General features: G+C 47.1%; 13 protein-coding genes. 11 read left to right on the top strand and 2 right to left on the bottom strand.

Going from position 1 to position 24,766, the window contains the following annotated elements; genetic code table 11:
- The first annotated feature begins 111 nt into the window (after positions 1-111).
- From GJB61_RS11760 to GJB61_RS11750, 3 genes are all read left to right on the top strand, one after another.
- Entirely contained in the window at positions 112-1,878 is a 1,767-nt protein-coding gene (locus GJB61_RS11760) for a sensor histidine kinase (RefSeq protein ID WP_195724307.1), read from the top strand.
- A 16-nt stretch (positions 1,879-1,894) separates the two neighbouring features.
- Positions 1,895-3,493, top strand: a complete 1,599-nt coding sequence (locus tag GJB61_RS11755) for a response regulator (RefSeq protein ID WP_154118680.1) — start codon at positions 1,895-1,897, stop codon at positions 3,491-3,493.
- Positions 3,494-3,568: 75 nt separating this feature from the next.
- Positions 3,569-4,840 carry an ABC transporter substrate-binding protein gene (locus GJB61_RS11750; protein WP_154118679.1) on the top strand — a complete coding sequence of 424 codons (1,272 nt, stop codon included), beginning with the start codon at positions 3,569-3,571 and terminating at the stop codon, positions 4,838-4,840.
- Between the two features lie 385 nt (positions 4,841-5,225).
- Here the strand turns inward: GJB61_RS11750 and GJB61_RS11745 are convergent, their stop codons facing one another.
- On the bottom strand, positions 5,226-8,948 hold the full coding sequence (locus tag GJB61_RS11745) for a glycoside hydrolase family 9 protein (protein ID WP_154118678.1): 3,723 nt from the start codon (positions 8,946-8,948) through the stop codon (positions 5,226-5,228).
- 280 nt (positions 8,949-9,228) lie between these two features.
- Between GJB61_RS11745 and GJB61_RS11740 the strand changes: the two genes are divergently transcribed.
- From GJB61_RS11740 to GJB61_RS11705, 8 genes are all read left to right on the top strand, one after another.
- Complete coding sequence (locus tag GJB61_RS11740; protein ID WP_154118677.1) at positions 9,229-10,869, top strand: response regulator transcription factor; 1,641 nt, start codon at positions 9,229-9,231, stop codon at positions 10,867-10,869.
- Positions 10,760-12,589: a sensor histidine kinase gene (locus tag GJB61_RS11735; protein WP_154118676.1), complete on the top strand. Its 1,830-nt coding sequence runs from the start codon at positions 10,760-10,762 to the stop codon at positions 12,587-12,589. The genes GJB61_RS11740 and GJB61_RS11735 overlap by 110 nt, the downstream gene beginning before the upstream one ends.
- Before the next feature lie 100 nt (positions 12,590-12,689).
- Entirely contained in the window at positions 12,690-13,631 is a 942-nt protein-coding gene (locus tag GJB61_RS11730; RefSeq protein WP_229521604.1) for an ABC transporter permease, read from the top strand.
- A 16-nt stretch (positions 13,632-13,647) separates the two neighbouring features.
- Entirely contained in the window at positions 13,648-14,559 is a 912-nt protein-coding gene (locus GJB61_RS11725; RefSeq protein ID WP_154118674.1) for a carbohydrate ABC transporter permease, read from the top strand.
- 77 nt (positions 14,560-14,636) lie between these two features.
- A complete protein-coding gene (locus tag GJB61_RS11720; protein ID WP_154118673.1) occupies positions 14,637-16,208 on the top strand; it encodes an ABC transporter substrate-binding protein in 1,572 nt (523 codons plus the stop codon).
- An 85-nt stretch (positions 16,209-16,293) separates the two neighbouring features.
- On the top strand, positions 16,294-17,397 hold the full coding sequence (locus GJB61_RS11715; protein WP_154118672.1) for a glycoside hydrolase family 88 protein: 1,104 nt from the start codon (positions 16,294-16,296) through the stop codon (positions 17,395-17,397).
- Between the two features lie 39 nt (positions 17,398-17,436).
- A complete protein-coding gene (locus tag GJB61_RS11710) occupies positions 17,437-19,593 on the top strand; it encodes a GH92 family glycosyl hydrolase (protein WP_154118671.1) in 2,157 nt (718 codons plus the stop codon).
- 174 nt (positions 19,594-19,767) lie between these two features.
- Positions 19,768-22,014 (top strand): polysaccharide lyase 8 family protein, encoded by a 2,247-nt coding sequence (locus GJB61_RS11705; RefSeq protein WP_154118670.1) that lies wholly within the window; start codon positions 19,768-19,770, stop codon positions 22,012-22,014.
- A 351-nt stretch (positions 22,015-22,365) separates the two neighbouring features.
- Here the strand turns inward: GJB61_RS11705 and bglX are convergent, their stop codons facing one another.
- Positions 22,366-24,525, bottom strand: coding sequence for a beta-glucosidase BglX (bglX, locus tag GJB61_RS11700; RefSeq protein WP_154118669.1), 2,160 nt, complete (start codon positions 24,523-24,525; stop codon positions 22,366-22,368).
- Positions 24,526-24,766 lie beyond the last annotated feature (241 nt).

The raw sequence follows: 24,766 nt of genomic DNA, 5'->3' as shown, positions 1-24,766 counted from the left end.
AGAAATATAAGGATAAGTTATCATGAGAACATATAAATTCTTATATTTCAAGAAAGGATTGGAGAAATGGCCCTTCGTTTAATCTCCTGGATAAAAATATGGAAGAGCAGCATGCGTTATAAATGGATGCTGCTCTTAATACTCTTCTCCTTGACACCTCTGGTTGTCATGGGGATTATTTCTTTTTCTATATCCAAATCAACGATTAATGATAAGGTGACACAATACTCCGAACATCTGCTATACCAGACTGCCGATAATCTGGATACGCGCCTGGGCATCTATAAAGATATGATGATGCAGGTTCTAAATAACAATGAAATTATAAATATGCTGCGGACGCTTGATGAAAGTGCTGCGGTCAGCTACGATGTGGATAGCCTGTCACTTACGACAAAGCTGTCCACGATCGTGGCGATCAATCAGGATGTGCAGTCCATCTCCTTTGTGTCGCAGAAGCATTACATTAAAGGAATATACCGCTGGAGCAAGAGGACCCGCACAGAGGTGAAGCCGTTTCTCTTGACCCTTGACGATGGCAGCAATTTCCGCTGGTATTCCACCCGCTATGGAACCTATGTGGATAGTCTGAATTCCCAGAGCAACTACGTTTTCTCATTAGCCAAGCAATTGTATAAAATATCCGATGACAGTCCCCTGGGCATTATTGCCATACTCGATATTCGTGAGGATGTAATGAAAGAGCTGATATCCAAAGCGGTGAGCAACAATGAGGATCTGCAAAGCTTTGTCATTGATGGCCGCGGGATGCTGGTTTCTTATCCGGATAGTAAGCTGATCGGCAAAAGTGTCACTGAGGTGCTGGGTGCATCCGGTTATGAACAAATTAAAAATTCGGAAACGGGCGAGCAAAGATTTCCGCTCACTTATAAGGGCGACTCTTTGATTGTTAATACCAAAAAGCTGCATAGTAATGATTGGGTGGTCGTAAATGTCATTTCCAAAGCCGCACTGTATCAGGATTCCAACCGTCTGCTGCAGATCTTTATCATCATCGCACTGCTCTGCATTGTCTTCTCAATCCTGGCTGCGGTTGTGCTTGCCAACTCTATTACGAATCCTATTCTAAAAATGATCCGTCTGATGCGGCAGGTGATGTCCGGAGAATTGACCGTTCGTTATAAAGCTAAGAGCCGGCATGACGAATTTGATACATTGGGCGACAACTTTAACTATATGGTCACTCGAATCGATGAACTGTTGAAAGCGGTCTATGCGGAGCAGGACCAAAAGAGGGTAGCAGAGCTAAGAGCGCTGCAAGCGCAGATTAACCCGCATTTTCTGTACAATACGCTTGATATGATCAAATGGACAGCGCTGATTCAGAAGGCCAACAATGCTGCGGAAATGGTAAGCCTGCTGTCACGGTTGTTGCGGATTAGTCTCGGGAAGGCCGAAGAGACAGTTACTGTGGAAGAGGAAATCGAGCACGTCCAATGCTATTTGGGTATTCAGAAGTTTCGTTTCAATTTCAATATTGAGACGGTGGTTGAAATGGATGACGATGTAGGACTTTTGCAGACGCCCAAGCTGATCTTGCAGCCTATTGTTGAGAATGCGATGATTCATGCTTTTGTGGACCGCGAGTCTGGAGGCCGGATCACTATTTCATGCTGTAAGGTTCCGGGCCAAGGTGTGCGATTCGAGGTGGCGGATAACGGCAAGGGAATGGACCCCGCATTTGCCCGCAGCCTTCTGGCAGAGCCAACCTCTGGTGCGGGGAAAACCGGAGGAATAGGACTGGCCAATGTAGATGAACGGATTAAGCTCATCTGCGGAAAAATGTACGGCATCGAGATTCAAAGCGAACCCGGTATAGGAACCACCATTAGGATCATGCTTCCTTTGATGACGTAGAAGGGGGATAAGCTACATGCACCGAGTCATTATTGTAGAAGATGAGTTTATTGTAAGATATGGAATTCGCTCCATGATAGATTGGGAGAAAATCGGGCTGGATTTGATCGGCGAGGCTGCCAACGGAAGAGAGGCGCTCGACATTATCGAAGCTGGCATGCCGGACATTCTGATTACAGATATCAAAATGCCCGTGATGGATGGCATCGAGCTTATTGCCGAAGTGCGGAGAATCTCTCCGGATATCAAGATCATCATTCTCAGCAATCTGGAAGACTTTCAATATGCCAAGGAAGCGATCAAGCATGGCGTATCCGAATATTTGATTAAATCGGATATGATGCCCCGTGACTTTGAGCAGGCCTTGCTGAAAATCAAGGAAAGTTTGGATGCGGTCCGAAACAGCACCTCCGACCAAACACTGTCGTTTCGCTCTGAGCCAGCGCACAAGGAGAGCTTTTTGTTGGGTCTGCTTGAAAGGGGAAGCGGAAAAATAAACGATGAGGAACAAATTCTGGGGAAATTCGGACTGTCTCATTTTCACCCCGCGTATTTGCTGCATATTAGCCTCAATACCTCAGAGCTGGGGTATGCGGAACGGCAGTCCTTGATACGCAATAATCTGGAGCAGGAAGGGCTGCCACACAGCCGGATCTATGAAGTTTTCCCTGATCGGCAGGGTGAAATTAATGTATTGTTTAGCGTTAGTGAAAGCGAAGGGGACGCTGGCAGTGCCGAGATAGAAGTATTAAGACACCAGGCTGACCAGCTCATTCACCGCGTATTCGAACAGAGCGGTCTGTGCGCGACCATTGGCATTAGCGGTCGGATTCGTGAATGGTCGGAGGTCAAGAACGCCTATGACCAAGCGGTAAACGCAGTGAAACAAAAGCTGTTTCTCGGAAGCGGACGTGTTATTGTTCACGGGAGCGATGCTTTGCGGATAAGCGCACCTCCAATGGGGGCGATTTCCATCAGCAGCCTTCAAGTCCAGTCCATGGTATATGCTTTTCAGTCCAAGGAACTTACGGAGTATATTGAGCACCTGTTTGAGCAACTCGCTGCCCGGCGGGACGCCGAGCTCGTGCAGATCATTTCACTTGAACTGCTCATGATTCTAATGACCCTGTGGCCTGATGTCTCCAAAGATGCCCAGCAGGTGCTGGAGCTGAAGAAGCGGTACTTCGAAGAGTTATCCCGGTTGGAAACCCTGGAACAGAGTCGGATGTGGTTCATTCAGGCATTTGACGCTCTGGTGCAGCACATGATTGAAATCTATAAGGGTGACCGCAGCAGTATTATTAAAGCGACCCAATATATCCAGCAATATTATCATCAGGAAATATCGCTTCAATCCATCAGCAGCCTGGTGCATCTGAGCAAGAACTATTTCGCCAATTTATTCAAGAAGGAAGTAGGAGAAAGCTTTCTGGAATATTTAACCCGGATTCGTATCGAGAAGGCCAAGACACTGCTCACTGGAGAGCTGAAGGCGGGGGAAGTAGGCGGCTTGGTTGGGATTCAGGACCCCAAATACTTCTCCAAAGTCTTCAAGAAAATCACCGGTTTATCCCCTTCGGAATATCGTATTCTGGTCCGGGAGATCCACAAATAAGATGTAGCGGCATTCATTATAGTAAGCGCTTTCCAAAATTGGCTAAAGTCGGTATGAATCAGGAGGCGAAGATGGATGACAGGAATAGGCCGGATTCTGGCTGTTCTACTGCTGTGCCTGTTCCTCCTACCAGGATGTTCGAATTTTTCCTCCGGGGAACGGAACGAACCACCCAATCCGGTGCCTGTGGAGCTCTCCTTTTGGAATCCTTTTGGCGGAGGGGAGGGCGAATTTGTAGAGCAGATTATCAAAAATTATAACAGCACTCAAAATCATGTGTTTGTGAAGCAACTGCGACTAGAGTCTAACGAATATTATGCCAGATTAAGAATTGCCCTGTCTCTGGGCAAAGGGCCGGATGTGGCCGTAGCCCATTCGGACCGTTTGTCGCCATTTGTTAAAGCCAAGCAAATTCTACAATTGAATGCCTTGGCGGAACAGTCGGGATTTGACTTCAAGGAAATTGGCGAGTTAAATGCTCAGAGCGTGAACTACAACGGACAATATTTTGCGGTGCCCCTCGATACTCATTTTCATATGCTCTATTATAATAAAGATATTTTGAGCAGAGCCGGATTGTTGAATCCTGACGGAACTCCGAAGCTGGAAGAGAACACACCGGAAGGATTTATCCGTTTTCTGCGGCAAATTCGCTCGCGAGTACCAGAGGTGCAGCCCTTAGCAATCAACACGCCTTATTTTCAGGAATCTTTTCTGGATCTGTATTATGAGGCGGGCGGTGAATTGCTCAGTCCGGATATGAAAAAGGCGGCTATATACAATGACAAGGCGGTTCAGGTTATAACGTTTTATCAACAGCTCTTCGCTGAGGGACTCAGCGATTTGAAGGATAAGACACCGTGGGATTCTTTCTATAACGGGCAAGCCGGAATGTGGTTTGGTGGGGTATGGGAAGCGGGGCATCATCTAGCCAATAAATCATTGAATATTGGAATTATGCCTATTCCGCCGATTTTCGGCAGTTCTGTGCACTGGGGAAGCTCCCACACACTCATTATTCCAGCTTACGTCAGTGAGCAGAAGCAGGAAAGTGCGATGGACTTTATGAAGTATTTCTCCGAAGTGGGCGGAACGATCTGGGGACAGGCGGGGCATATTCCGGCAAATCATTCCGTTGTGCAGAGCGCTGACTATCAGGAGCTTCCGTACCGCAAACAGTTTATTCTTTCACGGGATAACGTAAAGTTTGCGCCTACAACGGATAAATATTCGGCGCTCTACACCGCCATCTCCGAGGATCTTCAGAACATGATGCAGAATCAGATTCAACCGGAAGAAGGCCTGAAAGCTCTAAACAAGAGACTGGATCAGATTCTGGAGAACTAAAGTGCATTCCTATGGGGAGTCCCCTCCCTGAGACTCCGCTTGGAATTTAGTGTGTTTTAGTGCTGTTAATGGTATGGCGTTGCCAATAGGAGAAATCGCTCTAAAAGAGTGAAAACAGAGAAATTAGAGGCATTTTTTTCAACTTTGACTCTACAGCATGCTCGGGTACTCAGACTCAGGTGCTCAGTGGTTGAGTGCTCGTGAATTCAGCTGCTTCAGTTTCGGAGAGTTCTGCCGATTTACATAGCATTAAATAGTAAAACGACGAACGTTATTCTCGTTCGTCGTCTACGCTAAAGAGTGTGCTTTAAATATTGCTAAACATTTAGTTAACCAAAAACACTAATATTTACATTTGAATAAATGGAAGTCTCATCTTAATACACTATTCGAGACTGACTTCAGGGTCACTCTGAACTTCTGTACTTATGGCATCGGTAAAAGTATCGGTGGTGTGGAAGTAGTAGGAATGCTGACCAGGAGGCAGCTTGGTGCTATATTGATAGATTTTGCCGTCTACATAATTAGTGTCACCCGGATTAGCAGGCTGCATTGTTCTGACAACGCCGTCTAAGACAAGCTCCATTGTAAATGGGGACTGATTGTCCGCATCTGTATAAGTGACATTAAAAGTAAACTCCGTTTGTGGAGTACCTTGTGGTAGATCTACTCCTCCTGAAGTTAAAGTTGGCGCACTTCCGCTGACTTTATTGGTAGCCTTAATTTCATCAATCAGCATTTCTCCGGCAGTGACTGTATTTTGTTTAAGCCAAATCGACATCTTCAGTGCCTTTTTGTCAATGGCCGGGGTAAGTGCATTCAGATCAAATTGCAGATCACTCCAAGTAGCTGGAACTTCTACCCAACCTCCGGTCAAATTGTACGTTTTTTTGCCGTCACTGATTTCAATCCGGGTTCTGAGATTAGGAGAGGCCGGATTCTTAAGCGTAATATTCAAATATTGGTAGCCGCTCATATCGACCACATCATTCCACGGCTGGAATTTAGCTGCTGAATTCACAGTTGCCGGAGTCTGGGCGAATTTGCCGGCAGAGCGTCCGTCTGCTGTAAGCTTGGTGAACGTTGCGGTGCCGCCATTTTGAGTATACCAGTTTACCCATGTCGTGTTGGCGGCAGAACCTCCCCAGAATCCAGCTCCTCCAAAGTCGTCATATAACAGCGGAGTGGAGGGGTCCGGCAACGGTGGAGCAACGGTGTAATGAGTCGAGCTGTAGGTGTATGCGCCGGAAGGATCTTTGGCACGGACATCCACTCTCCGGTTCGTATAAGGCAAGGACTGAGTCTCATCGATGACAGCAGCGTAAACCGCACCGCTTACAGTCGAATACACATTCCCTGAGACGGTCATGGGTTGATAAGGCAACCCGGTTGCCGCATACTCTATATGGCTCAGATTATCCCCGGCCTCAGCAAAAACAGTTACATTTCCGCGGACCCATTCTCCGATTACTGGAGAGAGTATCGGCAAGGCGGGCGGCTTGGCTGCATTGTCCACACCTGTTCCCGGAGTTGCACTGAGTCCCATGACTGTATATAGGAGTCCTGCTTGAATGCTAATGCTGAACTCGTTATAGCGCCACTGATTCGTATCATCCAGATAGAGGGAACGGTCCTCATACCAGGGACTTACACTGCTCTTATTCTTGGGATCTTTCATATTGGGTCCGCTGACCATGGCACCGGGAAGGATAATCCCGGTATCACCCGTAGTATTGGATTCCTCATTATAGCGGGTGTGTGGGAACATCACATGATGGGTACCAATGCCTGATACCCAGCTGATATTCCAGGGATTCTCTCCGAACAACCAGTACATTCCTTTCACCACCGCCTGCAGTGCTGCCGGATCACCGAATAATTCATAGTACCGCATCATGTCCCCTAAATAAGAAGCATGAGGTTCGTTTACACCAAAATTCTTGAACTGGTTCAGTACACCATACGGTGTATCATCTGACATGGAGAGGAAGAAATCAGCTTGCCCCTTTAACAGGCTATGAATATGAGATTGGGTTGCAACATCTGCAACCGGATAAAATTCAGCCATGGACAAAGGGCTCATATCCCAATAGTTAGTGGATGAGATGTCACTCACGGCCAATGTGTTGATTGTAGTCGTGGCTGCATTTTTATATTGGATATCGCTCGTCAGCAAGTAAAGTTCAACATCAGCCAGTAGCTTGGAATTGGGGATTCCTCCTCTGGTGGAATAAGATCCTATTGGACCCTCAGGATGTGCGGCCACATATTCATAAAAAGTGACAGCTGCGCTTTCGCATTGGTTGGCAAAATCCGTGAGTTCTGCTACCTGAGATGACGCGATATCACCTTCGTAAAGGGCTGTGCGGATAGCACGCGCTGTGGCGGCAAGTGTACCTGCTGACTTGGCTGAGCCGCCGACACTTAAACTGGACAACTTCCGGTCATCCGCTGTACCCGGGATGTTGTCAGTGGATTTCTCAGGGTGGACAAAAGAAGCATTGTTTCCGATATTATACATTTCCCCGCCCAATTGATCGGCAAATTTAATTAAATATTCACTGCCGAAGACCGCTTCGTCAACCAGATCCGGAATACCATTGCTGTCGTTATCGTACTTTACGCTGTCTTTGTCTGCATACCGCGTATAAGCCAAAGCAATCTCCGCACCTACCCATTGGTTGCCGCCGTATTTGCCGTAATCCCCAGCATCGTACCAGCTGCCCGTCAGATCATAATGGGTGAGGCCGTCCGCAGACTGGGCGTCATCCAGGTGGCCTGCGGCATGGTAGAGCTTAGCTGAGGGAGCTACACTGCTGTAACCCTCAGGATAAGCATCACTTGTGGCTACTGAGGCACGTTGAAGACGGTAGAAAGCAGTCATTTCATCCTTGTATTGATCCCATAGGTTCGGTGTGATTTCAAACGAGTAGGAATAAACCTGATTACTCCGCACCCTGTAGCTGTTCCCGGAAGCAGTGACGTCTGAGAAGCCGATTGAGTAGACATGTTTGTTCCAATAAAGGCCTTCATAGGTCATGGTTCCTGAGGCGATAACAGTAGTTCCATCCAATATTTCATAAGTAGCGTCTGTGACTGTTGTGGTTGATATCAATTTTGCGTTCTTTACATCGTCTGCACTGTAGCCGGCTTGGCTTACAACAATATCAATCACAGAAGAGGATTGAACTACATTCAAATTTTGAATTCCAGTATTGACTTCATTCGAAGTCGTATCTGAGGTGCGGAAATAGTAGGAATGGGCCCCCGCCGGAAGCTTCGTCATGAACCTGTAATGTTTACCGTCTGTGTAGGTTACATCGGCTTGATCCGTTTCACGCATGTTATAGGCAATGTCATCAATGATCACCTGAACTGCAAAAGGAGCCTCATTATCTGGGTCGATATAGGTGGCTTCAAAAGTGAAATTGGTGTTCTGGTTATAGCTGCTATCTGTATTCGCGCTCATCCCTGCCGGGCTTAACTGGGGAGCGGTACCACTGGATGCCGTTGTAAACACAATGTCATCGATCAGCATTTCCCCGTAAGTCCCGCCGGCTTGTCTAAGCCAAATTTCCAGTTTGACGTTCTCCTTCTGAATCTTGGGAGACAATGAATCCAGATCAAACTGCAAGTCGGTCCAGGTAGCCGATGCGGCAACATAACCTCCGGTTAGATTGTAATTGGTGATACCATCGCCTATAACAACACGGATTAGAGACTGGGCATAACCTGCATTTTGCAGAGAAAGATTCATATACCGATAGCCTGTAAGGTCAAAGGTCTCGTTCATAGGCTGAAACTTAGCCCAGGAAGAGGATGAGGTTGGGGTTTGCGTGAACTTTCCAATGGAGCGGGTGCCCTGCGTCGTTTTGGTAAAAGTACCGCTACCACCGCTCTGATTGTACCAGTTCGTCCAATTTTGTTTAAATAATCCCCCACCGGCAAAATCATCATACAGGAGAGGGTGATCGGGTCCTGGCAATGGTGTAACCGCAGCCATGGTGGGTTTGGGTGATAGAGTAAGAGTACATATAATTAACAATAGACTAAGGCTTACTGACAATAACTTTTTGAGTCGCATGGGGAATAGGTTTTTTCTGAACATCTTTTTAACCTCCTCAAAGTTGCATATCGTTAATCATGATCTCCTCTCTTCATTCATGTAAACGCTTGCAAAAAGAGCATAAAAGAGTTAGTATCACTAATCGATGATGAATTACGGGAAATGTGTGATCTATACTATGGCTGTAACGGCCTCATCCCCATGAAACGGAGGCCGCGCAGAGCCTGGCGGTAAAAAACCCTGATATAGATCACACAAAAGATGAAATAGATCATCTACGGTTATTTATAGCGAGTGTACTGTGATAAAAAGGGGGGGCATCATGTATAAAATTCTCGTTGTTGATGATGAGCCGAGAGTGAGTGCGGGGATCAAAAATTTTCTACTCGCTTCGGATATGAACATCACTTATGTTGAAACAGCAATCAATGGATTTGAAGCTATTGATTATTTGCGGATGGACAGCTTTGATCTGGTGCTTACCGATATACAGATGGGCCGGATGAGTGGAATTGAACTAATGGAAAACATTTATATGGAGCAATGGAATGTGCCGGTGATTGTCATTTCTGCCCATGAGAAGTTTGATTTTGCCAAAAAATCGCTCCGGCTTGGGGCAAGGGATTATCTTGTAAAACCGGTAGAACGAACAGAACTGTTACGTGTAGTTCATAAAGTGCTAACCCAGAAAGAGCTTCCAGGGAAGAGTCCACAGGAGGAAAACAAGCAAATCCAGGAGCAATCCAGGCGTAACGAGTGGCTGATGGAGCTGGTTACAGAACGGAATCTGACCCAGAAGGATATCGAAGATGTGACCAGTGAGCTGGGAGAGCTATTACAAGGACAATTCTTCGGCGTGATCTCCAGCCGCATTGATTATAGCCAGGCCGGATTCAGCCATCAGAAGATCACCCTGCATGACCGCAAATTATTGAAATATGCAGCTATCAATATTATGAACGAAACGTTATCGGAATGGAATGGTTTGACCTTTAACGGCTTCGGCCATTCCATCATAAGCATTATCCAGTTATCTTCTGAAGAAATGAGCGATCCCCAGGTTAGAATACACTCGCAGATTCATATGATCGGGCAGATGATCGCTATGAATATGAAACAGTATCTGAATGTAGAGGCGACGATCGGTCTCAGCACCTTAGGCGGGGATGTGCTGATGCTCCCCAAACTGATGGAAGAAGCAGACACTGCTGCGGAGTGGAACAAAGTTCATCCCGGACAAAGAGTCTTCTATTATCACGATATAGCCATGCAGGATAATCTGAGTATGGTGGTCTGGATGAGCAAGGTTAGTGAGTTCATGGAGCAGATGAAATCAGCGGTAGAATCAATAGGGTACGTGAATCCGCAAAAAATACTTGGCCAACTGCCGGTGTCTGATCAGTCACAGGAGGTTATGAACAGCTATTGCGGCATGCTGATCTACCGGATTTACGGACTGCTGGTAGAATACGGACAGGGGAACGGGGTTTCCCTCTATGATTTCAATCCGGATATGGTGTTCCAGGGACTTACCGGACAGCAGAAGCTGGAGCGGCTGCATCGGTACATTGAGGATTCGGTTCTATTTTTGCAGGAGCTCTCCCAAGCCAGAGATCAGAACGTAATCTCACGGATTACCAGCTACATCCAGAAGAATTACCGTAATCCGTCGCTGAAAATTCAGGATATTTCCGAAGAGGTCCATTTCAGTGCAGCACATCTTGGTTATATTTTCAAACGCGATATGAAAACCAACCTCTGGGATTATGTGACGGCACTGCGAATGGAAGAAGCCAAGCGGCTAATGAGTACTACGGATAAGAAACGGTATGAAATCGCCTACGCGGTAGGTTATGAATCGCCTGAGCACTTCAGCCGGATGTTCAAAAGAGTGTTGGGTCTTACACCGGCAGAATTCCGAAAACAAGCCAGAGGAGGGGACCGGACTGAAGCTGAAACATAAAGTTACCCTGGCATTCCTTGTATTTATTGTCCTCCCCTTTATAGTAGTAGGCTGGATTTCATCTTATGTGGCTGTAAACACTATAAAGGAAGAAGTCGGCAGTACCACATTGCAGTTGGTTAAACAAAATCATGTGACGATAGATAAAACCATATCGGCGATCAATGACAGGACGATAACACTGCTGGATAGTCAATTTTTCAGGAATCCGGCAGGGTACAGCTTTTGGACCGGAATTGACACACTGAATGAAATCCAGCAGGCCGATAACATTCTGGAGAGCTGGTCTACCGGCGGCACGGAATATGCGATTTATATGAAAAATATAGAGCGGCGGGATACGCCTTTTGATCTTTCCCATAAGACAAAAGGATTCAAATATTTAGATAAAGATAATAGCGGATTGCCTGACGCTATGGTAAGAGACATGGATCTAAGTGGAGGCGGGGTCCTGCGCATCACGCATTCAGATTCAGGAGAGAAAACGATCTCCTTCATGCGCAGTATTCTCAATCCCAGAAATTATGATGAGGCCATCGGCCTGCTGGTTGTCAACAAGGTAGAGGTTCTGTTAACCCGGGATATGGTATCTGTTGAGCTGCCCTCTACTGCTGGTGTTTTTTTATTCAATGATAATGAGGAACTGTTAATGTCAGCAGGTTTAGGCAGCCCGTCTCTGGCGGAGCTTCACCAGAACATAGAACCTGAGGCTTCTTACGGCTACACCTTCGCAGAAGAAGGCGGAGAAGAGTGGCTCTATGCTTATTCGGACAGTTCTAAATTCCACACAAGATTATTGTACAAAATCCCGCTCGCATCTATTACCGGTAAACAAATCTGGCTTCAAAAAATGCTTGTCTTCATTTCCGTCGTTTTTTTGGCTTTTGTCCTCACGTTTGTTCTCTATTTAGTCAGACTTGTTGTTAAACCCGTAGTGAAGCTCGTTTCTGTTATGAAAATTTATGAGCCCGGAAAAACGCTGTTTTTATCCGAGGAGCCGCCCAGGCATGATGAATTCGGCATTCTATATGGATCATTTGTGAAAATGACCAAAAGACTGGATTATTCGATTGAAGAAAATTATGTGATGCAGCTGAAACAGAAAGAGTATGAGCTGCTGATGCTCCAATCCCAGATCACCCCTCATTATCTGTACAATACCTTGGACTCGATATACTGGTATGCGCTGGACAGCGGCAATGACGAGGTAGGTGAAATGGTTAGGGACTTGTCTAGTATGTTGCGTATTGGTCTAAGCAGAGGCCGGAAAATGATTACTATTGGTGAAGAGTTAGAGCATGCGAAGGCCTATACACGGTTGCAAGAAAAACGCTACCCGGACACCTTTGAAGTCTGGTGGCAGATAGATGAAACGCTGAGAGACTATGAAACTCCCAAAGTCATTATTCAGCCTCTGATTGAAAATGCAATTATTCATGGCGTACGTGGAATGGATGGAGAAGGAGAGATTCGGATATCTGCGGTTCAATGTGAAGATACGCTCCGCTTCATTGTAGAGGACAATGGGCATCTGCCGGTAGATCTTGAGGAGCTCTCTGCCATCATGCAGGGAGAGCATAGTGCGAAGGGATACGGAATTCGAAATGTGCATCAGCGTATTCAGCTCCATTACGGGGAAGCGTTCGGGTTAACCTATGAACGAAGCGGGGAAGGGGGGACTCGGGCGATCATCACCCTGCCCCTGCGCCGACCCGAATGACATGTAGCGGCAAACGGACGTTTAAAAGATCACGTTTTTACAGGAATGCATCATCGTAGCCGTAGAGAGATGGTTCTATAATAAGTCCATGAAAGGAGTAATGGACATGACTAGAGCCACCGGATTCAAAAGATTTATCCATGCCATGTGGAAGTACAAGGCGCTGACACTGATGATGCTGCCGGCTGTTCTTGTCCTTCTGGCGCACAGTTATTTGCCGATGTTCGGTATATTTATTGCGTTCAAGAATGTGAATTACATTGATGGGATTTGGGGGAGTCCATGGGTAGGATTTGATAATTTCAAATTCCTGTTCTCCTCGGGGGATATGTGGAGAATTGTAAGAAACACGCTGCTGTACAGCCTGACCTTTATGATTGTGAACTTGGTGCTGTCGGTGTCGATCGCGGTTGCCATCAATGAGATCCGGCAGCGGTTTCTGGCTAAAGTTTACCAAAGCTTTATTATCCTGCCACACTTTTTATCCATGGTAGTGGTGAGTTATCTCGTATACGCTTTCCTGCAGCCGGATCATGGATTCATTAACGCCACCATTCTCAAAGGCTTTGGGCGTGATGCGATTTTCTGGTATTCGGAGAAGGAATATTGGCCTTATATCCTGGTATTTGTTAACTCCTGGAAGCATGCGGGCTTCGGTGCTGTGATCTACATCGCGGCTATCGCCGGAATTGATCCGGAATACTATGAAGCTGCGTTGATCGACGGGGCTTCCAAGTGGAAACAGATTACGAATATTACGATTCCTTTTATCCGGCCGGTCATTATTATTATGACCATTCTGTCGATGGGAAGTATTTTTAGTTCTGACTTCGGACTGTTCTTCCAGGTTCCAATGAATTCAGGGGCTCTATACCCGGTAACGGATACCGTTGATACGTACGTATATCGCGCTTTGATGCAATTAAACGATATCGGGATGTCCTCAGCCACGGCGCTGGTACAATCGGTGATTGGATTCATTATGGTAATTGCAACCAATAGCATGGTCAGAAAAATTGACCGAGAACAGGCTCTATTCTAAATAAAGGAGAACCATCATGGCTAATGACACCGGCAACCGTATAGGCGGAATTTCCGCAATGTCCAATTTGATTCTAAACACAGCTTTTGTGATTCTCTCACTCCTTTGCTTTTTGCCTGTTCTGCTTGTAATTATTGTATCTTTCACAGATGGGCAATCTATTCTGACTCAGGGGTACAGCTTTTTTCCGAATAAGTGGTCGTTCATTGCCTACGAATCCATCTTTAAAGATTTTCAGACTATTTTGTCGGGATATCAGGTGAGTCTTACCATAACCATTCTTGGCACAGCGCTCAGCGTGTTGTTGATGGCACTGTATGCGTATCCCATTTCACGTGCGGATTATCCGTTCCGTAACGCATTTACGTTCTTTTTGTTCTTCACGATGTTGTTTAATGGCGGGATGGTCAGCAGATACCTAATTTACACTCAAGTGCTGCATATCAAGGATTCTTATATGGCGCTGATTCTGCCCATGCTGATTGTGCCGTTCAACGTCATTATTATGCGGACCTTCTTCCAGACGACCATTCATCCTGCGGTCATCGAATCGGCCAGAATTGACGGTGCGGGTGAGCTTAGAATCTTCCTGCGGATCGTTCTGCCGCTCTCGTTGCCTGTTCTGGCAACCATGGCCTTGTTCAGTACGATCGGGTATTGGAACGACTGGTTCAATGCCCTGCTGTATATCAGCAGTGAGGACAAATATCCGCTGCAGTATTTGATGATGCGCGTGCTCAATGACGTGCAGTATCTGCGCAATAACGTCGAGCTGGCCGCCCAGAATCCAACGATGATGAAGAACCTTCCGAACGAATCCCTGCAGATGGCAATGGCTGTCATAGGGATGGGGCCGATCCTGATCGCGTATCCTTTTTTTCAGAAATATTTCGTCAAAGGCCTGACAGTAGGGGCAGTAAAGGGCTAAAGCTGCGGTGGAACCGGCAAACAGCACATTCTGTCTGCCGTTCTATATAAAAGCATTATCATACAGGGAGGGTTAATATGAAAAAGTTAAAAGGGCGCAAATCGCTATTTACGGCGATCGTTCTGGTTCTCGCGTTATCCTTGCAAGCATGCTCCAGCGGTAATAACGGAAATTCTTCTGTACCGGCAGCTTCAAATGGCACGGGTAGCGCGAATAGTACGGCGCCTGCCAATAGTTCGGACTCACTGAAGCCGTACGAGGTTTCGATCATCTACTTCGGTGCGCCGCAGCGGGATGATGCGCTGGTGGAAGCCAAGCTCAGTGAATATTTCAAAGAGAAATTTAATGCAACCGTTGATCTTCAACCGATTGCATCCAGCGAATACAAGCAGAAGACCGAGCTGATGCTCAATGCCGGAGAGCCCATGGATCTTGTGTTTACAGCATCATGGCTTAATTTCTTCGGAAACGTTGCCAAAGGCGCCTTCCTGGATCTGGATGACCTGCTGGCCAAATACGGGCAGGGCATCTCAGAGAACCTGAATCCGATCTATCTTGAGGCTCCGCGCTACAAAGGGAAACTGTATGGGATTCCAACAAACAAAGAGATTACCCAGGGCAAGGCATACACGTACCGGAAAGATATCATCGACAAATACAATATCCCGATTGAGGACATCAAGACGATGTCGGACTTTGAGCCTTGGTTCAAGCTGCTGAAGGAGCAAGAACCCGAATTGATTCTGGACTACATCAAGGAATCGGGTGAGACGATGATGTATGAAACCCGCTCCAACTTCCGCGCCATCGGGCCGGCGCCCAACAAGATTCCTTTGTTCTTATACGACTATACGAATACAGATAACATCCAGATAAAGTCGGTGGTTGATCCGGAAATTTCATCGATTGCCAAAGCGGAGTATGAGCTGAACCGCAGCTATTATGAGAAGGGCTATATCAACAGCGATGCCGCTACAACAACGACTGAGATCGGTGATTTAAGAAAGCAGGGTAAAATCTGGATGCAGCAGGCAGTCTGGAAGCCGGGGGCGGACATTGAACTGAAAATTGCCTCAGACAATAAATATGATTTTGTCTCCAAGGTTATTGAAGAGCCTATCGTGACCACTGACCTCGCCGCCGGATCGATGTTCTCCATCTCCCGCACCTCCAAAGATCCGGAACGGGCCATGATGGTATTAAATGCGCTGCATACCGATCCTTATGCCGTGAACCTGTTCGTTAACGGGATTGAAGGAACCCACTATAAGAAGATTAGCGAGAACCGGATTGAGCCGATTGCCGATTCCGGGTATGGCGGCAGTGCCCTGTTCTGGGTGGTAGGCAATCAGCTCATCAATTATCTCAAGCCGGGTCAACCGGATGATTTGTATACAAGCTGGAAGGAATTCAACAATGAGGCTAAACGCTCTCCGCTGTTAGGCTTCGTATTTGACGAGTCGTCTGTTAAAAACGAGATCACCCAGCTTACCTCGGTGATTGGTGAGTACCGGGCCGCAAGCACGGGTGCTATTCCTAACCCTGCTAAAATTCTTGAGGAAAGAAATGGGAAATTAATTAAAGCCGGCATTGAGAAGGTCAAAGCAGAATTGCAAGCCCAAATTGATGCCTGGAAAGCAGAAAAGTAATTGATGGGTTGAATCATGGCAGGATGCCAGTTGTTTCAGGGCGTCCTGCCTTTCACCTGTACAAGAGAAAGGGAGACGATAGACAATGGAGACTTGGATCAATGAAGCATGGGAATATGCCCTGGGCAAATTAAGCCGTACACGGAGCCGAATTGGAGCGACCTTTCCCAATGCCTCTTACGGCGGGAAGTATGATGCGCGTGACCCGGACTGCTGGACTAACGGGTTCTGGCCTGGAATGATGTGGCTCGCCTATCGTGCTACAGGCGACGAGGAATATCGAAGCATTGCCGAGAGTTGTGAGGAGCAATTGGACGCGCCTCTTCAGGAATATGAACAGCTCCACCATGATAACGGATTCCTCTGGAGTCTGTCAGCGGTGGCCGATTACAAGCTCACCGGCAATACGCTGTCCAGAAGAAGAGGGCTGATCGCTGCCAGCCATTTAGCCAGCCGCTTTAATCTCAAAGGGCATTTCATCCGGGCATGGCTGTATGAAGGCAGTGAAGGCCTGGCCATTATAGATTGCATGATGAATCTTGGATTGCTGTACTGGGCCAGCGAAGAACTCCAGGACCCGCGATACCGTCATATAGCCAGTGCACATTCAGAAATGGCGCTCAGGGAATTCATCCGTGAGGACGGCTCTGTGCACCATATCGTCCGCTTTAATCCCGAGACGGGAGAGCGGATAGAGGCGCTTGGCGGACAAGGGTATAGTCCTGTTTCCGCCTGGTCCCGTGGATCGGCATGGGCTATTTACGGATTTGCCATAGGTTACCGTTACACGGGCGACATCCGTTTTATGAATGCCGCCAAAGCAGCTGCGGATTATTTTGCTGAACAATTGCCAGAGGATCTTGTACCTCCATGGGATTTCCGGGCGCCTGTAGAACAGCAATGGGCCAAGGATTCAACGGCGGCTGCCTGTGCAGCCAGCGGAATACTGGAGATTGCCTATCTGCTGGAGGGCGAAGAATCAGAACACTATAGGAAGCTGGGTGCTGCAATAACAGAGTCGCTATTTCGCAACTACTCACCGAAGGACCCGGCGGAAGAAGCGTTAATTACCCGGGGAACCGGCAGCTTCCCGCACAATGCTGAAGTAGAGGTGCCTATCATATACGGCGATTATTACTTCCTGGAAGCATTGCTGAAATTAAAGGGTGAGAACGAAATCTTCTGGTAGAGAGAAAAGAGTTCATGGCCATACAGGAGGTGCAATTAATTGTTTAAAAGAAGAGTGGATTATGTCGATCCGTTTATAGGCGTGGATGGGGAGAATAATTGTCTGTGCGGGCCTTATTTGCCTAACAGCATCGTAAGACTTGGACCGGATACCTTGCCACCTCATTTATCTCACGGCTACGACAGCTCGAAGCCGATTATAAGATTCAGCCATACCCATGTCAGTGGAACGGGGGGCGGAGGCCGTTATGGCAATGTGGGATTCACCCCCTATACCGGAATGCAGCGGTTTAGTATCGATCCATACCTTAAGGAAAATGAGCATGCGGAAGCAGGATATTACAGCGTGAAATTAATGCCCGCTTCCATACAGGCTGAATTGACTAGCACAGCGCGCACAGGCATCCACCGTTACAGCTTCAATGCCGAGGACGCTGCCAACCTGCTGATTGATGCAGGGGCGGTAATTCAGGTAGGCGGAGATGAGCCGGGAGAGACTACCGGAGTCTCCACGGGCGGTTACCTCGAAGTTATTTCCGCGTATGAGATTGCAGGCCGTTCCGACCTGCGCGGGGGCTGGGGGCATGAATTCCCTTATTCCGTCTATTTCTATATCCGCTTCGATCAACCTATTGAGAGCAGCATGCTGGCGGATGCCGGTGGGGTACGCCGAAGCACCTCTGTGGATGGCGCCAATTGTAAGGCTTCCCTTAGCTTTGGAAATTGCGGAGTTTTGGTGGCCAAGACAGGCATCTCTTATGTAAGTGTCGGCAAGGCAAGAGCCAGTGTGGAACGGGAAGCGTCTGCCGGATTTGATGAAATCCGGCAAGCGGCCAGCAGCATCTGGGAAGATAAATTGAGCAGAGTCACTGTGGAAGGAGGGAGTGAGGAACATACTCGACTGTTCTATACACTGATGACCCGTTTGTTTTGCATGCCGAGTGATTTGGGTGTAGACGATGAGAACTTCGCTTGGGAATCAGGAGTGCGTCATTATACCGATTTCTATGCGCTCTGGGACAGCGTCAGAAATGCCAACTCGTTGATTACACTGCTGGACCCGCAGCTTGAAGTGGATATCCTCAATTGTCTGCTGGATATCTCGGATCATACCGGCTGGCTGCCGGACGCCTGGATTATGGGACATAGCGCCATGATTCAAGGGGGGAGCTCCGCAGATATTCTGTTCTGTGAAGCGGCTCTTAAGAAGCTTGAGGGCATCGACTATGTCAAAGCTCTCAAGCAAATGCGCAAGAATAATGAGGTTCAGTCTCCGGACACCTGGCTCTATGGCCGTCATCTGAAGGATTACCATGACCTGGGGTACTTGTCCACAGAGGTAAAGAAGAACTGTGTTTCCCGTCATATGGAATATGCCTATCAGGATTGGTGTATCGGCCGGTTGGCTGAGATTCTAGACCAGGAAGAGACGGCAGAGGAGTATTATCATAGTTCGGAGAAGCTATGGAATTTATGGCGGGAGGATCTCAAATGCTTTGCGCCCAGACGCCCAAGCGGAGAGTGGGCCATGTCTTTTGACCCGACAACCTGCCTGCCGGATTCTTGGAATGATCCTTATTTCTACGAGGGAACCAGTCTGCAATGGTCGTTCAGTACGCATCATGACTTTCATGGTCTTGTCGAGCGCCATGGAGGAAAGGAAGCTTTTATTGGACATTTAGACCATTTCTTTGACGGCGGATATTATAATTCCAAAGAAACCATGCTACATATTCCTTATTTATATATTTATGCGGGAAGACCGGATAAGGCGGCTGATCGAGTTCGGGAATGTCTGGAGAAATACTTCCGGGCTGAACGTGATGGATTAGGGGATAACGAGGACATGGGTTGCCAAAGTGCCTTTTTCATTTGTTCTGCCATGGGTCTGTACCCTTTGATGGGTCAAGACATTTATTTCTTCGTTCCCCCATTGTTCAAGACAACGACCCTGTTGTTAGGAGCGCAGGAGAGCCCCACTCCTTTAACAATCGAAACTAAAGGTGAGTATAAAGAATCCGGCAGCCGGTATATCCTGTCTGCTTCAATCAACGGTAAGGATTTGAACCGTGCCTGGATTCGCCATGAAGAAATCGCCGGAGGCGGCACGCTTATCTTTGAACTTGGTTCTGAAGCCGGGGAGTGGGGAAGTACTCCTCCGCCATCTCCGCTCAAGGAATGGGAACAACGCAAATAGCCATAAAAAGTAGGGTATGAAGCGGGAACAATCAGCAAAGCAGCGATTCTGCCTTAATTGGAGAAGCGCTGTTTGGAGTTTGCGGGCCTATGGCTTGCTCTAGGGTGTTGATCATGGCAGGTATAGACACTCAATGCTTAACGGAGAAAAATTTGGCTTAAGGAGAGAATTCCCATGCTTATCTTAAAAAACAACTGGCAGCAATATATCTCTGGAGATACCCTTAGTCATGAATCGCTGCAGAGGGTCAAAAATGATCAGGAAACGATGCTCAACAATCATGAGTTGTTGTGGGATAATATTCCTTATAATGGGAACGCTGCGGATTTATTTATAATCATAGACCGCTTAAGAGGGATGGCAATCGCTTTGAAATCATCCCGGTCTCCCTGTTATATGAACGATACCTTAAAGCAAAAGGTGATTTATGGATTGGAATGGCTATATGAGCATAGATACAACGAAAGCTGCCATCCCTATGGAAATTGGTGGTATTGGGAGATTGGGGTGCCGATAGCTCTGCTGGAGACAATCATACTCACGGAAGACGTGCTGGATAAAGAACTTACCAAGCGTCTGCTCCTCCCTGTAGACAAATATGTGGGTGATCCAGCGTTTCATGCTCAGTGGTTTACAGCAAAGGCTCCGCCTTCAACAGGAGCGAATTTGGTCTGGAAATCAACGGCTGTTGCCCTTGCAGCTGTTATTCAGGGCGATGGGCAAAAGCTACTCGCAGCCCGCAGTGCGCTGCTTCCGGTGTTCAGGAATGTTATCGAAGGGGATGGTTTCTACGAGGATGGCTCATTTATTCAGCATGGCAAGTATGCGTACACTGGCGGATATGGGGTTTCATTATTGCAGGATGTTGTCCGGTTGATGGTATGGCTGCACGATACTCGTTGGGAATTGCCTATTGCTGCAAAAGAGATGACGGCTAAATGGATTGATCAATCTTTTGTGCCACTTATGTTCAGAGGATCAATGATGGATATGGCGAGCGGCAGGGAAGTCTCCCGGAGGGATTGGCAAAATCATGAGAGTGGACATTCTGTCATTACTTCCTGCTTACGTTTTTCCCGCATACTGGGTGAGACGAATGAAGCACGGCTGCTCTCTAGAGCTAAAGGATGGATTATGGCGGATACGTATAAATCGTATATAGCCGAAGCACCGCCGGATACTGCAGCACAAGCCAGAGCTTTGCTGGACAATGAACAAATACAGCCTGCCCGGGATGAGGCCTTCTGCAAACTGTTTACACAAATGGACCGGGCGGTGCTGCAAGGTCCTGGATTTGCCTACTCCATCAGTATGTTTTCGAGCCGGATATTTAGTTATGAAGATTGTAATAAAGAAAATCTTAAGGGGTGGTATACTTCGTATGGAATGAGCCATCTGTACAATAATGACTTGGGACAATATGCCGATTGCTACTGGCCGACTGTTGATCCCTACCGCCTGCCTGGAACTACAGTAACCAACACATTGCAGAAGGATGGAGCCGGGCAAGGCCGCTTAAGCACCCAATCTTTTGTTGGTGGTGCTGTCCTTCATAAGAAATACGGTGCAATTGCTATGGAATTGGAAGATGTTATGGACGAAGAAAACAAACTAACAGCGTTGAAAAGCTGGTTTTTGTTCGGAAACCGCATCATTGCCTTAGGTTCGGATATTACGAGCCGTAATTCCGCTAAAGTGGAAACGATCATAGAAAACCGGAAACTAAACCCGTTTGGAGACAATGTGATTATAGCTGACGGAAAAAAGATTTGCCGGAATATTGGATACGTGGATACATTTCATCCAAAATGGATTCATATGACGGGCAGTGTCGGGGAAGCGGATGCGGGTATCTTCTTTCCTGAGAAATGCTGTGTACATGCCTTGCGTGAAAATCGGCAAGGCAGTTGGAGGGGTATTAACCATTCCGGTTCACCTGAGAGAATGGAAAGGTTCTATCAAACGTTGTGGTTCGATCATGGAGAAGCTCCTGAGGGAGATCACTACGCATATGTACTCCTGCCTGGTTGGAATGAAGAAGAAACTGCCCGTTTTGCTGAGGATTCAAGTTTGAAAATCCTGGAATTAAATGATCAGGTACATGCGGTTGAAGATGCGGAATTGGGAATAACAGCAGTGCATTTCTGGAAGCCAGGCTGGTATAGAAGCGAGGATATTTCTTGTAGTAGTCAAGCATCCATTATCCTGCAAACGAATCCGACAGGCTGGAACCTGGCCATAGCTGATCCGACTCAAATGCAGAGCTGTCCGATAGCAATCGAAATCAATATGCCTGTTACCCGTGTGATTAACAAGTCAGACCGAATATCTATTGAACACAGTGAACCCGGGAAGGTGAGACTTTGGTTTGACCCTGACGATGCCAGAGGAGAATCGTTCCATATTGAGCTAGGGATATAACTAGTATGGATAGCTCGAAATATCATACCTTTTCTCGAATGCATGTAGTTTCTTTTGCTGCGGTTCCTTATCTATACTGATAGATGAAAGTGATTTACCAAAAAAAGGGAGCGCCATCGGAAGGTATGATCTGCGAGGACAAAGGTACGATAATACTCCGGAATTTTCTCTGAAGTAGAAAAAAAGTATTACAAGTATACTTACTCTGGAAGAGACTTAAACCTTAAAATCTTTATTAGTAAAAGTAATGTCAGGCTTTTAGGGATGTCTTATTTATATTTTGAGCGTATGACAAAGCGCCAACCCTCATTGCAGAAGGTTGGCGCTTTCAATTGTGGAGCTATACACCTGTCAACCGATCCAGATCCGCTCTGTAAACAGATCATCGGAGTTTCGACCAATCATAATATCAAATTCTCCAGGCTCGAAGATAAGCTGGTCGTCCTTGCCATAGAACATCAGCATGTCTTTGGTAATTTCGAAGGAAACTACCTGTTTCTCATGCGCTGCTAAAGAAAGCTGCCGGAAGCCTTTCATTTCTTTAACCGGGCGCACGACACTTGCGCTGACATCACGGATATATAGCTGAACCGTTTCCTTACCTGTACAGTCGGAAGTATTTTCTACCGAAATTGAAGCATGAATGCGCTCACCTTCTTCAACAGCAAAACCGCTGTAAGCAAAATCGGAATAACTCAGACCATAGCCAAAGCAGAATAGTGGGTCATTGGGACAGTCCAAATACCGGGTTACATAACGCACTTGTGGATATTGGGGATCATAAGGGCGTCCTGTTTGAAAGGCATTATAATAAACCGGAATTTGCCCTACCGTGTAGGGAAAGCTCATGGATAAACGTCCGGATGGATTATAATCCCCGAATAGTACATCCGCGAGTGAATTCCCTGACTCCGTACCCAAAAACCAAGCTTGCAGCAAGGCATCACTGGCCTCAAGGATAGGCTTCAGCTCTAGCGGCCGGCCACTGAATACAATAGTGATAACCTTCTTACCGGTATCCTTCAGGCGCCAGATCAGCTTCTCCTGATTGGCAGACAGGCGTAGGTTACTCTTACTACCGCCTTCCCCTGTATCTTGTTGGTTCTCACCAACAGCAGCGAGAATGACATCGCAATCCTTTAAGCGATTGAATGCTTCTTCCACCTCATCCTCTACATCAAAAATACCCTCCAGCATGCTTCCGAGCTCACCAGTCATAGCCGTGAGTATATCCTCGGCAGAGGTTTTTTGGGAAATTCCCTTGTAGAGCGATACAGCCGTATCTTTTTCCACTCCAGCCCAGCCACCCAGCACATGAACAGAGGTAGCAAAGGGACCGGCAAGGCCAATCTTCATGCCCTTCTTCAGCGGCAATGCTTCATTTTCATTTTTCAACAATACTACCGAGCTGGCACCAAGTTCTCGCGCTGCCTGTGTATGTTCCGCGCAGGGTTCAGCGGCCTCATCCACTAGCGGATCGGCATCCTTGAACGGATTCTCAAACAGGCCCAGCGCGTCCTTGAGTTCCAGAACTCGGATAACGGCTTCGTCGATCAAAGCCACATTTAGCTTGCCTTGCTCCACCAGATCGGAGCCGTGATTGAGATAGTGAGTGGACATCATCTCGATATCAACGCCGGCAGTCAGACTTTTCTCTGCTGCTTCACTGCCATCGCTTGCAGCGCCATGAGGGATTAGTTCATTTACGGAATTGAAGTCGGCAATTGTAACACCATTGAAGCCCCATTCCTCTCGCAGAATGCCACGGAGAAGCTGTTCATTACCGGTAGCAGGTATCCGGTCTACCGTGTTAAACGCGGTCATGACCATGGCCACACCAGCATCCACCGCCGCTTTGTAGGCAGGCAGATAAAATTCACGCAATACACCGGAGGACACATCCACTGTATTGTATTCGCGGCCGCCCTCGGGCGCACCATAGCCGGCGAAATGCTTGACGCAAGCTGCGATGCGTCCTTTTTCCTTGAGGTCTTTTCCCTGATAGCCACGAACCATGCTCTCGGTAACCCGTGCATTCAGATAAGGGTCCTCTCCCGAAGTTTCCATTACACGTCCCCAGCGCGGATCGCGTACGAGATCGGTCATTGGCGAGAAAGTAACATGAATACCGGCAGCCGCACTCTCTTTGGCAGCTATCTCGGCAAATCGTTCACAGGCCTCTAGGTCAAATGAACTACCCATAGCCAGAGGAATCGGTAAGATGGTCCGGTAGCCGTGAATGACATCTGCCATAAAGAGCAGGGGAATCTTCTGGCGACTGGTTTGCAAATGCCGGGTTTGCAGCTCAATCACATTCCTGGCACCCGTGCCGTTCAGAACGCTGCCGATGTTCTCCATGATATGTGGTTTAATATTGAGCTCCTTGAACGGGCCCGTTAAATCCACGGTATCGTCCAACCCCCAATAATAAGGGCCAAGCTGGGTTAATTGAGCTAGTTTTTCTTCCAGTGTCATTTCATTCAAAAGTTCTTGGATAAACGGTTTAGTCATGGAAATCTCCCTTTTCGTTAAGGCACTGAAGTTATTGTGATAAATGATACAAAATTTGAACACATGGGTAATTCATTAATAGAAGCAAATGTAGAGGAGTATGTTAGTAAGAAAATAAATAGAAACGTTTCCACAAATGATATGCCCCAATTTTATCCCGAAGTCGAAATAATGTCAATTGCACTTGGAATGTCTCCTAATTATTGTATTTATGAATAATTATTGTGATTTAAAGACTTGC

This window comes from Paenibacillus monticola (assembly GCF_009664975.1).
Lineage (GTDB): Bacteria > Bacillota > Bacilli > Paenibacillales > Paenibacillaceae > Paenibacillus_AQ > Paenibacillus_AQ monticola.
Note: the sequence above shows the minus strand (reverse complement) of the source record. Positions and strands in the feature narration are given on the sequence as shown.

Bases quoted from the DNA above. Each gene is read 5' to 3' on its own strand.
- GJB61_RS11760 (WP_195724307.1), top strand. From the start codon at position 112: ATGCGTTATAAATGGATGCTGCTCTTAATACTCTTCTCCTTGACACCT.
- GJB61_RS11755 (WP_154118680.1), top strand. From the start codon at position 1,895: ATGCACCGAGTCATTATTGTAGAAGATGAGTTTATTGTAAGATATGGA.
- GJB61_RS11750 (WP_154118679.1), top strand. From the start codon at position 3,569: ATGACAGGAATAGGCCGGATTCTGGCTGTTCTACTGCTGTGCCTGTTC.
- GJB61_RS11745 (WP_154118678.1), bottom strand. From the start codon at position 8,948: ATGTTCAGAAAAAACCTATTCCCCATGCGACTCAAAAAGTTATTGTCA.
- GJB61_RS11740 (WP_154118677.1), top strand. From the start codon at position 9,229: ATGTATAAAATTCTCGTTGTTGATGATGAGCCGAGAGTGAGTGCGGGG.
- GJB61_RS11735 (WP_154118676.1), top strand. From the start codon at position 10,760: ATGAATCGCCTGAGCACTTCAGCCGGATGTTCAAAAGAGTGTTGGGTC.
- GJB61_RS11730 (WP_229521604.1), top strand. From the start codon at position 12,690: ATGGACATGACTAGAGCCACCGGATTCAAAAGATTTATCCATGCCATG.
- GJB61_RS11725 (WP_154118674.1), top strand. From the start codon at position 13,648: ATGGCTAATGACACCGGCAACCGTATAGGCGGAATTTCCGCAATGTCC.
- GJB61_RS11720 (WP_154118673.1), top strand. From the start codon at position 14,637: ATGAAAAAGTTAAAAGGGCGCAAATCGCTATTTACGGCGATCGTTCTG.
- GJB61_RS11715 (WP_154118672.1), top strand. From the start codon at position 16,294: ATGGAGACTTGGATCAATGAAGCATGGGAATATGCCCTGGGCAAATTA.
- GJB61_RS11705 (WP_154118670.1), top strand. From the start codon at position 19,768: ATGCTTATCTTAAAAAACAACTGGCAGCAATATATCTCTGGAGATACC.
- bglX (WP_154118669.1), bottom strand. From the start codon at position 24,525: ATGACTAAACCGTTTATCCAAGAACTTTTGAATGAAATGACACTGGAA.